The 10,487-nt window shown below is 72.1% G+C and carries 9 protein-coding genes; 6 read left to right on the plus strand and 3 right to left on the minus strand.

All coding sequences use genetic code 11. The features are described from left to right. Window positions 1–595 (plus strand): M17 family metallopeptidase (locus NBX02_RS04045; protein ID WP_250290040.1); only part of this gene is annotated, 595 nt, incomplete at its 5' end. 406 nt (window positions 596–1,001) lie between these two features. Here NBX02_RS04045 and NBX02_RS04050 read toward each other — a convergent pair. After that, window positions 1,002–1,667: an O-methyltransferase gene (locus NBX02_RS04050; protein WP_250285983.1), complete on the minus strand. Its 666-nt coding sequence runs from the start codon at window positions 1,665–1,667 to the stop codon at window positions 1,002–1,004. A 169-nt stretch (window positions 1,668–1,836) separates the two neighbouring features. Here NBX02_RS04050 and sigE point away from each other — a divergent pair, with 169 nt between their 5' ends. The 4 genes from sigE to tatB all read left to right on the plus strand — a co-directional run bounded on the left by sigE (window position 1,837) and on the right by tatB (window position 6,817). Continuing rightward, entirely contained in the window at window positions 1,837–2,739 is a 903-nt protein-coding gene (gene sigE / locus NBX02_RS04055; protein WP_250285984.1) for an RNA polymerase sigma factor SigE, read from the plus strand. Continuing rightward, on the plus strand, window positions 2,736–3,671 hold the full coding sequence (locus tag NBX02_RS04060) for a zf-HC2 domain-containing protein (protein WP_250285986.1): 936 nt from the start codon (window positions 2,736–2,738) through the stop codon (window positions 3,669–3,671). The genes sigE and NBX02_RS04060 overlap by 4 nt, the downstream gene beginning before the upstream one ends. A gap of 601 nt (window positions 3,672–4,272) precedes the next feature. Further along, window positions 4,273–5,778, plus strand: a complete 1,506-nt coding sequence (locus NBX02_RS04065) for a trypsin-like peptidase domain-containing protein (protein WP_250290042.1) — start codon at window positions 4,273–4,275, stop codon at window positions 5,776–5,778. 364 nt (window positions 5,779–6,142) lie between these two features. Further along, window positions 6,143–6,817, plus strand: coding sequence for a Sec-independent protein translocase protein TatB (gene tatB / locus NBX02_RS04070; RefSeq protein WP_250290044.1), 675 nt, complete (start codon window positions 6,143–6,145; stop codon window positions 6,815–6,817). A gap of 169 nt (window positions 6,818–6,986) precedes the next feature. Here tatB and NBX02_RS04075 read toward each other — a convergent pair whose 3' ends face one another. Further along, window positions 6,987–8,132, minus strand: coding sequence for a P-loop NTPase (locus NBX02_RS04075; protein ID WP_250285989.1), 1,146 nt, complete (start codon window positions 8,130–8,132; stop codon window positions 6,987–6,989). 391 nt (window positions 8,133–8,523) lie between these two features. Here NBX02_RS04075 and NBX02_RS04080 point away from each other — a divergent pair, with 391 nt between their 5' ends. Continuing rightward, window positions 8,524–8,982: a MarR family transcriptional regulator gene (locus tag NBX02_RS04080; RefSeq protein ID WP_250285990.1), complete on the plus strand. Its 459-nt coding sequence runs from the start codon at window positions 8,524–8,526 to the stop codon at window positions 8,980–8,982. A gap of 92 nt (window positions 8,983–9,074) precedes the next feature. Here NBX02_RS04080 and NBX02_RS04085 read toward each other — a convergent pair whose 3' ends face one another. Then, window positions 9,075–10,016: a PHP domain-containing protein gene (locus NBX02_RS04085; RefSeq protein WP_250290046.1), complete on the minus strand. Its 942-nt coding sequence runs from the start codon at window positions 10,014–10,016 to the stop codon at window positions 9,075–9,077. Between the last annotated feature and the right edge of the window lie 471 nt (window positions 10,017–10,487).

Below are 10,487 nucleotides of genomic sequence, written 5' to 3' on the forward strand. Positions count from 1 at the left end.
GACGCTGCCGGCCCTGCGGGCTCCCGGGCGCGTCACCGCGCTGCTCTGCCTCGCCGAGAACATGATCGGCGGGGGCGCGCTGCGGCCCGGGGACGTCATCTCCTGCTGGGGCGGCACCACCGTCGAGGTGCTCAACACCGACGCCGAGGGGCGCCTGGTGCTCGCGGACGGGCTCGCCTACGCCGCCACCCTGGCACCGGACGCGATCGTCGACCTGGCGACCCTCACCGGCGCGGTCACGATCGCGCTGGGCCGCAGGACGGCCGGCCTGTTCGCCTCCGACGAGGTCCTGGCCGAGCAGCTCTCGTCCGCGGCGGCGGACGCGGGCGAACGGGTGTGGCGCCTCCCGCTGGTCGAGGACTACCGGCCGGCGCTGGAGTCCACCGTGGCCGACCTGGCGAACACCGGTAGCGCGCTGAACGTCTCCGGTGGGTCGATCACGGCCGCGCTCTTCCTGCGGGAGTTCACCGGTGGCCTGCCCTGGGCACATCTGGACATCGCCGGCACCGCCCGCTCCGACTCCGACGACGGCGAGATCAGCAAGGGCGGGACGGGCTGGGGCGTACGTACCCTCCTGGCCTGGCTGGCCTCCTGACCCCTCCTACGGTGCTGTCGGCGGCCCGGCGAGGTTATGCCGATACGGCATAGGTCATGTCCAGCGGATGTTCGATCATGCGGGATGCCGTCTGGATCACCGCCGGCGTCAACCAGCATCCATCCGGAGCAGGCCCGGCCGCGCGGACGGCGGAACGACGCGAACGGCGGAACGAACGGCAGAAACAGCCTGGCCGAACGAACGGCCTAAAGCGCCGGTCGTGTAACCATACGTATCCTCGCGCACAGCAGCACACGTCGATGGACGCCAGCCGCCGAAGAAGATCAGCGCGAGTTTGTCGCTGTGTACGCTGACACGGCCAAAGAGCGCACACGACAACAAACTCGCGCCGATCATGGCCTGCGTGGGTGGTTACGGACGGGGCTCGCGCTACTTGACCGACGCTCTAGCCGACCGGTGAGGACCTGGCGACCACGGCGACCAGGAGGCCGCCGTAGCCCGTGGTCAGGAGCATGGGGGTCAGCCGGCTGTCGTCGCGGACGGCGGCGACCAGCTCCCGGGCCGCGATGGCCTCGGCGTCGCGGGCGTCGGGATCGGCGACCCGCCCGCCGGCGAGCGCGCCGGTGAAGACCACGATGCCGCCCGCCCGCAGCAGGCGGAGGGCCTGGCTGAGGTAGTCGGTGGCCTCGCGCTGGTCCGCGTCGCAGAAGACCAGGTCGTAGGCGCCGTCGGTGAGCCTGGGCAGGACGTCGAGCGCGCGCCCGGTGATCAGCCGGCTGCGGTTGGGTGCCATGCCGGCGTCCGCGTACGTGCGGCGGGCCAGCCGCAGATGCTCGGCTTCGACGTCGATGGTGGTCAGGGTCCCGTCCGGGCGCATCCCGCGCAGCAGCCAGGTGCCGGACACGCCGGTCCCTGTCCCGATTTCGACAGCTGTGCGGGCTGCCACAGAGGCGGCGAGGAAGCGCAGGATGGAACCGGTGCCCGGGGTGACCGGGACGATACCGACCTCCTCGGCGCGGGCTCGGGCAGCCCGCAGGGGAGGGTCTTCCAGCAGGAAGCCCTCCGTGTATGCGGCGGTCGGATCGACGGCCCCGGTGACTGTGTCGGGCATGACATAGGCAGCCTACGGGAACGCCGGGTGCTGATGGCGCGTTCGTCTTGGCAACGCGCCTCGTGTCGGGGATGGATCGAGGGGAGAACAGCCGGTGTCCGCTGCGGGTTTTGCCGCGCCATGGCCGGCGCGTCGGGTACGTTCGTCTCGAACCGATCGAGAGGCGGCTGTGAACGGACAGGACGCGCGCCTGGCCACGTTCACGTCTGGCCGGCTGGCTCCGCCACGTCCGGCCTCGGAGGAGAACGCCGCCGGGTCTGTCGCGGCCGATGCCGCTGGCACGGTCGGTGGCGACGCGGCCGCGTGGGTCCCACCCACCTGGGAAGAGGTCGTACGGGACCACGGTAACAGGGTGTACCGTCTCGCCTACCGTCTTACGGGTAACGCGCACGACGCCGAAGACCTCACCCAGGACGTCTTCGTGCGCGTGTTCCGGTCGTTGGCGGACTACACACCCGGCACCTTCGAGGGCTGGCTGCACCGGATCACCACGAACCTCTTCCTGGACCGGATGCGACGCCAGCAGAAGATCCGTTTCGACGCGCTGCCGGACGACCCCGAGCGGCTGGCGGGCCGTGAGGCGAGCCCTGAGGCCGTCTACGCGGAGTCGCACTTCGACGCCGACATCGAAGGCGCACTGGCCGCGCTCCCGCCGGACTTCCGGGCCGCGGTCGTGCTCTGCGACATCGAGCAGCTCTCCTACGAGGAGATCGCGCAGACCCTGGGGGTGAAGCTCGGCACGGTCCGCAGCCGGATCTCCAGGGGACGCGCGATGCTGCGGCAGGCGCTCGCCGACCGGGCGCCGCGCTCCTCGGCCTACCTGCCCACAGCCGGGGAAGCGGCGCTGCTGGCCGTGGCCGACGAGCCGGCCGGCAGCAACGCGGCCGTCTCGCCGACGGCCATGGCCGGGCCGCAGTCCCCGCCCATGGCCGACAGCCGGGCCCCGGCGGATGACGGGGCGCACCGGCCACACCGGTCGCACCGGATCCCTCGCCGGGCGGCGGCTGCGAGCGCACCGCCGACCACGGCGCATGTGGGCGGTGCGACGTCCACGCCGGAGCGGCAGGCGTGAGCGAACACCATCTTGGTGATCGGATCGCCCCGCTGGTCGACGGGCAGCTCGACCATGACGACCGGGACCGCGCCCTGGCGCATCTCGCCCGCTGTCCCGCCTGCCAGTGGGAAGTAGCCGAACTGCGTCGCCTCAAGGCGCGGCTGGCGGCGCTCGGCGGCCCTGTGCTGCCGGGTTGTGTGGCGGACAGGCTGCTGCGGATGGCCGCGGCCGCCATCCCCACCCGGTTCGTCGCGGGTACTCCCTCCGCCACGGACAACGACCGGGTGCTTGCCGGCCCCGCGTTTCCAGCCGGCTCCGCGTTTCCAGCCAGCCCCATGCTTCCGGCCGATCCAGCGGCTCCCGTCGGCTACCCGGTCGCGCAGCCGCCCGCCGGCATCCCTGAGAGGTTCCGGTCCGGCCATCCCCATGGCTGGGGAGACGTCCACGCGGCCGGCTCGACGTGGTCGCCGCCGCAGGCGCATGTGCCCACCGGGAGGCGGGCGTTCACGGCCGGGACGCCGGCCGTCCCAGCCGCTGTGATCTTGCCTGCGGCCCTGTCAGAGGCGTCGACGAAGGAGGGATGGACGGCGGCCGGCCGGCCGTCCCCACGGGTGGCACCACGCGTGACCACGCCGGCCACGGGTGGCCGGCGCCCGCGGCCCGGGCCGGCGGATCCGCGTGTACGCGCGGCGTATCGCCGTAGCCGGGCCAGGCGCACCCTGGTGGGCTCGGCGGCCGTGCTGCTTTTCGCCGTCGCGGGAGCCGCGTTCGGGGAGGCGCGCGCTCCCAGCGGGCTTCCCGCGTCGTCGACCCTTCCGGCCGTGGTGCCGGTGGTACAGCCGAGCTTCACCACCGGTGTCACCGCGGTCAGGGTCAGCCGTCTGGCACCGACGGTCAGCGTGGTATCCGTACCGGTCAGCGTACGGCGTCCCCTCGCCGGCAAGCCGTAGGCGGAACGTCGGCGAACCGGGCAAGCCGTGGGTGGAGAACCGGGCAGACCGCAGCTGGGAACTGTCGTCCGCACACGGCGGAAGCCGCCTACAGCCGAAGGCATCGTAGGTGGAAACCGCTGCCTGTATGGCGGATGTCACCTACATGACGGAAGTCACCTCCGCTGCCCTGGCAGCCCGGGATCCGTGTCGCGAGTCGTACGGTGGTAGGCGCGTGAACGGTGCGCTATGGTCATCCGCCTGCGGGTGTCACGGCGGTTGACGACTCAGCTCGTCTCCGAACACGTTCCGGAGTCGGTCTGCTGAATATCGGTGACTACGCTGGGCTTTCCGACGCGTCGCGAGGAGCGGCTCGGTGGATCCGAGGCCAGGCGACGATCCGGAGGGCAGGCCCCAGCGGCGGTCGGGAGGCGAAGCGGTCATGAGCAGTGGCAGCGAGAATGTCGCCGTTCCCTCGCGCTCCGGGCCTGTCACGGGGTACTCGCCACAGGCGGGATCCACGGCGGACACGCCCGCTGGCCTAGGGCCGGGCGGGGCGAAGCAGGAGCCGTCGGAGTCGGGAAATATCACTGGAATAGCGCATTCGGGTACGAAAAATGACATGAGCTGGCTCGACGGCGCCGTCCGCGGGCCCTCCGACCCGCCAACCGATCCGTGGTGGACCCGTCCGGCCCCGGGGCCGGTCCCGGTTACCGGTACCGGATGGCCGGGCGGTGCCGCGCTGCCGATCGGCCTGCGGCGGCCGGCCGGTACCCAGTGGTGGGGTGCCGCCGCGCGTACGGGCGTCAGCGCCGGTCCGGTGGCCGCCGACATCACGACCACCGAGGACGCCATGGATGGCGGCCCGACCGCTGTCGGTGCTGCCGACGGCAGCGTGCGGGCGGGTGACCGTGTCGCTGGTGCCGCTGGTGCCGTTGAGCCGGCCGGCGCCCGCCATCCGGGCGGGACGGGTGGGCCGCGCCGGGCCGCGCCGGCGAGATTCCGCCGCCTTTCGTCGCTCCCGGTGCTGGCGCTGCTGCTCGCGGGGCTGCTCGGCGGGGTGGTCGGTGGCATGATCGGTGCCTACGGCGCGTCCGGTGGCGACCACGGCTGGACGGCCTCGTCCGCGCCCGCGTCGCAGGGCGCGGCAGGCGGCGGCACGCCGGCCCCGGGTGAACGCAGCGTCCCGGTCTCCGTCATCGCCGCGCGGGTGCTGCCGTCCGTGGTCACGATCAGTGTGGTCACCCAGGCCGCGACCGCGACCGGCTCCGGTGTGATCATCAGGCCGGACGGCTACATCCTGACCAACAACCACGTGCTGGCCAACGTCAGTGCGAAGGCGCGCGTCTCGGTGACCCGCTACCAGGACCTGCAGCCGATGCCAGCGGAGATCGTCGGCCGTGATCCCAGGACCGACCTCGCCGTCATCCGGATCCGGGCGGACGGCCCGCTGCCCGCGGCGACGCTGGGGCGTTCCGGGTCGCTCGTGGTCGGCGCCCCCCTGGTCGCCATCGGCGCGCCCCTGGGGCTGGCCGGGACCGTGACCACCGGTATCGTCAGCGCGCTGGACCGTGACCCGACCGTGCCGGTGGAATCCGGCGGGGAGTCGCTGCTCATCGGCGCGATCCAGACCGACGCCGCCATCAACCCGGGCAATTCGGGCGGTCCGCTGCTGGACGGGAGCGGCCAGGTCATCGGCATCAACACGGCGATCGCGACAGTGCCCGGTGGTTACGGTGAGCATGGCATGTCCGGGAACATCGGTGTCGGTTTCGCCATCCCGATCGACTACGCGAAGTCGGTGGCCGATGAGATCATCCAGACTGGGCGGGCCACCCATCCGCACATCGGGGTGTCCGCGGTCACGGTTGCGGCGAACGCCCCCACGGGGGCCGGGACGTCCGCCGGTGTCCTGGTCCGTGGCGTCGAGGCCGGGGGGCCGGCGGCACTGGCCGGGCTGCGTCCCGGCGATCTCATCACCAGGATCGGAGACGTCGCTGTCGGTAGCATCAACGATCTGATCACGGCGACCCGGGCACACCGGGCCGGCGAACGGATCACTGTGACGTTCGAGCGGGACGGCCGGGCGCAGGCTGCTCAGGTGACCCTGCGGGAGCAGTCCGGCTGACCGTGCGGCCACGGCCGGCCGTGTCGGATGCCCGTGTCCGCTGGTTGACGGCTTGGTACGGGGTTGACGGCTGGTACGGGTAGGTGGGCGGAACGCGGTCGATGCTCGGGCTCCGGGGCCGGCCCCGGAGCTCCGGTTCCGGAGCCGTTGCGATGATGGCGACGTTGTGATGCCAGAAACACAATGATCGTATGATGGCGGTGACATTGCGATGACAGTATTGTGACGACGACACTGCGATGGGTGGTTGTCCGGGCGTTGTCCGCATAGTTGGAGACCGGTCAGGCGTGGCCCGGGCGACGGCTGGCCGGTGGATGTCGGCAAGCCTGTTTCGTTGATCGCGATTGCAGGGTAGTGTGAAACTGTGTTCAACGGCGTTGGATGGGGCGAGATCGCTGTCCTGTTGGTGATCGGCCTCTTCGTGTTCGGCCCGGAGCGGCTGCCCAAGGTCGCCCGCGACGCGGGCCGGATGCTGCGTCAGATCCGCCAGGCCGCCACCGGGATGCGCGAGGAGCTGCGCTCCGAGCTCGGCCCGGAGTTCGCCGACCTCGATCTGCGGACCCTGCACCCCAAGACCTTCGTCCGCAAGCACCTGCTCGAGGACGACGATCCGGTGCTGCCGTCCTACCTGTCCAAGCGGACGTCCTTCGACAAGATGCTCTTCGACGACGACTCCGACGCCCTGCCCGGGGCGGTGGATCCGCCTCGTCCGCGGCTTTCCTACGACTCCGGTTCCTATGAGGACGCCGCCATCCAGGTGAAGCCCACTCTGTCGCTGGCCAAGGCGTCGCCGGATGGAACGTCCCTGGCCAAGCCGTCCTCGACCGGGCCGTCGTTGACCACGTCGTCGCCCGGGTCCGCGGCTTCCGCCTCCCTGGCGAAGGCCACCTCCCTGACGAAGAGCACGTCCGACAGCTCGGGCCGGCCGGGCCCAGAGGTGTCCTCCGGAGCCGGCGGTGGCGCCTCTCCCGCGGCTGGCGGCGGTACCGCGGCCGGCCAGCCGCCGGTCGCGCCGCCGTTCGACGGCGACGCGACCTGAGTTCCCGGCCCGCCCGGAAGGCCGTTGGACGGACGGTCCAGGAGGCTGTTCGGGGGGCAGCCGCGTCCTATCAGTGTTCCCGCAGGCCACTGCCCTGCTCGTTCCCGCCTTGCTCCGAGATCGTACTCGGAAGATCGCCGACAGGAGCCGGCTGAGGGATCCGCCGCGGTCAGTGCTGCCGGGCCGGAGTGAGGCCGAGGGAACGGCCCGCCAGCCCACGGGAGCGGGACGACAGGCGTTCGGCCACCCCCCGGAGGATCTTCCCCGCTTCGGAGTCCGGATCGGAGATCGCCAGCGGGACGCCGTTGTCTCCGCCTTCCCGCAGCCGGACGTCGATCGGCACCTGCCCGAGCAGGGGCACCGCGTGCCCGAGGACCCGGCTGAGGCGCTCGGCCACGGCGATGCCGCCGCCGGAGCCGAAGACGTCCACCCGCCCGTCACAGTGCGGGCAGGGCAGCCACGCCATGTTCTCGACCACGCCGACGACGTTCTGCCGGGTCTGGACCGCCACTGTGCCGGCCCGCTCCGCGACCTCGGTCGCGGCGAGCTGCGGAGTGGTGACCACAAGAAGCTCGGAGGAGGGCACGAGCTGCGCCAACGAGATCGCGATGTCGCCGGTGCCCGGGGGCAGGTCGAGCAGCAGGACGTCGAGGTCGCCCCAGAACACGTCCGAGAGGAACTGCTCCAGCGCGCGGTGCAGCATGGGGCCACGCCATGTCACAGGCTGGTTTCCCCGGGTGAACATACCGGTGGAGATGACCTTGACGCCGTGCGCCTGCGGCGGCATGATCATCTTTTCGACCTGGGTGGGCAGACGGTCCACGCCCAGCATCCGGGGGATCGAGTGCCCGTAGATGTCGGCATCGAGGACGCCGACCGACAGTCCGGAGCGGGCCATCGCCGCGGCCAGGTTGACCGTCACCGACGACTTGCCGACGCCGCCCTTGCCGCTGGCCACCCCGTACACCCGGGTCAGCGAGCCGGGCTGGGCGAACGGGATCGCCCGGGTGGCGGTTCCTCCGCGCAGCTTCGTGTGCAGGGCGGCGCGCTGCTCGGCCGTCATCACCTCGAGGCGGACCCGCGTGCCTCGCACGCCCGGCACCGCGGTGACCGCCCGATCGACCCGAGAGACGATCTCCTCGCGCATCGGGCAGCCCGCGACCGTCAGCAACACCACGACGTCCACGGTGTTGTCGTCGGTGACACGTACCGACTCGACCATGTCCAGTTCGGTGATCGGACGCCCGATCTCAGGGTCGAGCACCGTTGCGAGAGCTGCCTGGATCGCGTCCGCGCTAGGCCGGGAAGCAGACAAGAGAACCTCGACCGGTCTGTGTGATGGTGCGTGCGGCTCCTGCCGGCACGCCTGCACGTCCACCATAACCGTAGGTCCAGCCTGGACGCGTCCGACAAGGTACGAACCCGGCCGCTTCCGGCGCGGACGGCACGGCCCCCGGGCGAGCGGTGCTCGGCGGCGCGCCGACCGGCGCCCTGGCGTGACCGGGCCGCCCACGGCCGTCCACGGGCCGGGCGCGGCTGTCGAGAGGTGATGGGCCGGCTGTCAACCCGTCGAGGTCGGTCAAATTGTCGATCATCTGACATCCCTGGCGAGTCCGAGCCCGCGCCCATAGTGCCGACGTACTCTGATCCACGTGACGGTGGACGAGCAAACAGTGGAACAGGAACCGCTGGTCGACCCGCGATCGATGCGCGCGTGGCGTCAGTTCCTGCGAGCTCATTCCTACGTTACCCGCAAGCTGGAAAGCGACCTCGAAACCGAGCACCATTTGCCGCTGGCCTCCTACGACGTGCTGGTGCAGCTTTCCGAGGCGCCGGAAGGCGCGTTGCGGATGAACGAGCTCGCGGAGGCGGTGCTGCTGTCGCGCAGCGGACTGACCCGGCTGGTCGACCGGCTGGAACGTGAGGGCCTGGTCGAGCGCCGCTCGTGTCCGTCGGACGCGCGGGGGACGCTGGCCACCCTCACCCCGGAGGGCCGCCAACGGCTGCGGGTCGCGTCCCGGACCCATCTCGCCGGGGTGTCCAAACACGTGACCAGCCACTTCAGCCCCGACGAACTGGACACACTCGCCGACCTGCTGGGCCGGCTCGACCATTACCCGCCCGCGCGGCACCCACCGGGCGGTGGCTGCGGCCAGAGCGTGTAGCCGGCCGGCGGCCCGGCGCCCGGCCGGGGTCTGGCCGGGGTCTGGCTGGCGGGCGGACGGTCGTGGCTGGCCGTTGACCGGCCGGTGACCGGTCAGCGGGCTGGTGCCGCCGGGCCGGTCAACGGTTCGGCGCCGCGGGCCGCGGCGACCAGCGCGTCCAGCGCCCGCCGGGAGGTCGTCTCCGCGCCGAGCGGCTGGGGCTTGCTCGCCCCGTGGAAGTCGCTCGCGCCGGTGGCGATCAGATCCAGGTCCGCGGCCAGCCGGCGTAGCCGGGCGCGGGCGTCCGGGGTGTGGTCGGGATGGTCCACCTCCAGGCCGCCGAGGCCGTCGCGGGCCAGCCGCGCGATCACGTCCGGGCCGATGGTCGGGCCCCGCCTGCCGGCGAACGCGTGCGCCAGCACACTGACCCCGCCGGCCTCGCGGACGAGACGGATCGCCTCGGCCACATCCGGTTCGTCCTTGTCCACCCAGTAGCGGCCGCTGGGGCCGATCCAGGCGGGGGTGAAGGCGTCCTGGACGGCGTCCACCAGGCCGGCCTCGACAAGGGCCTCGGCCACGTGCGGGCGTCCGACCACGCCGTCGGCCAGGGCGCGGACCCGCTCCCAGGACACCGGATGGCCGTCGGCGGCCAGCTTCTCCACCATGCGCCGGGCACGGCTGACCCGTTCGTCGCGCAGCCGGGCACGGACCGCGGCGAACGCCGGCTCGGCCGGGTCGAACAGGTAGGCGAGCAGGTGCAGGCTCACCCAGCGGCCGCGGCCGGCCCGCACCCGGCAGGAGATCTCCGCTCCCGGCAGCAGGGTGAGGCCGACGGGCAGCGCGGCCGCGGCCTCGGCCAGGCCCGCGGTGGTGTCATGATCGGTGAGTGCGATGGCGGCCAGGCCCGACGCGGCCGCGAGGCGGACGACGTCGGCGGGCGGCAGCAGGCCGTCCGACGCCGTCGAATGGGTGTGCAGGTCAGCCGCGTCCGCCGGGACCACCGGGACCACCGGGACCACCGGATGCGCGTTCAGGCCGCTCTCCCTTCCCGCCATGGGCCTGCCCTTCCCGCGGGGGGCTTTCCCGTCCGCGGGCCATGCCCGGAGCGGGGGAGCACATGCGCGGGATCACATATGTGGAATTACATATGCGGGAACGGGCGCGGAACACCGGTTTCCGCGCGGCCACCCGTCCACGATATCTGTTGGATCTGCTGGGCATCCGCCCGACGGTATCCGTTCGGCCGTGCCCGCTTGCCGTATCCGCTTTGACGGTGTCCGCTCCGGTGGCCCGCGGCGGTTCGCCCGTGGTTTTTCCGGGATCACTTTCCGCTGTGACCGAGTCGCCGCCAACGTCCCGGTACTGTGACGGTTGGCCCCGTGACGACGGCGGGCGTCGTGACTCCTGGATGCTCCGGGCGGGATTCTGGGCGGGATGTTGTGAACAGGACTTCGATGGGCCGGGGCACTCCGGCGGGCGGGAGCGCCGCGGCTACCGGCCCCGTAGCCGGCGGCGCGGGCGGCGCG

The sequence above is a fragment of the Protofrankia sp. CiP1_Cm_nod1 genome (assembly GCF_920888515.1).
Classification (GTDB): Bacteria; Actinomycetota; Actinomycetes; order Frankiales; family Frankiaceae; genus Protofrankia.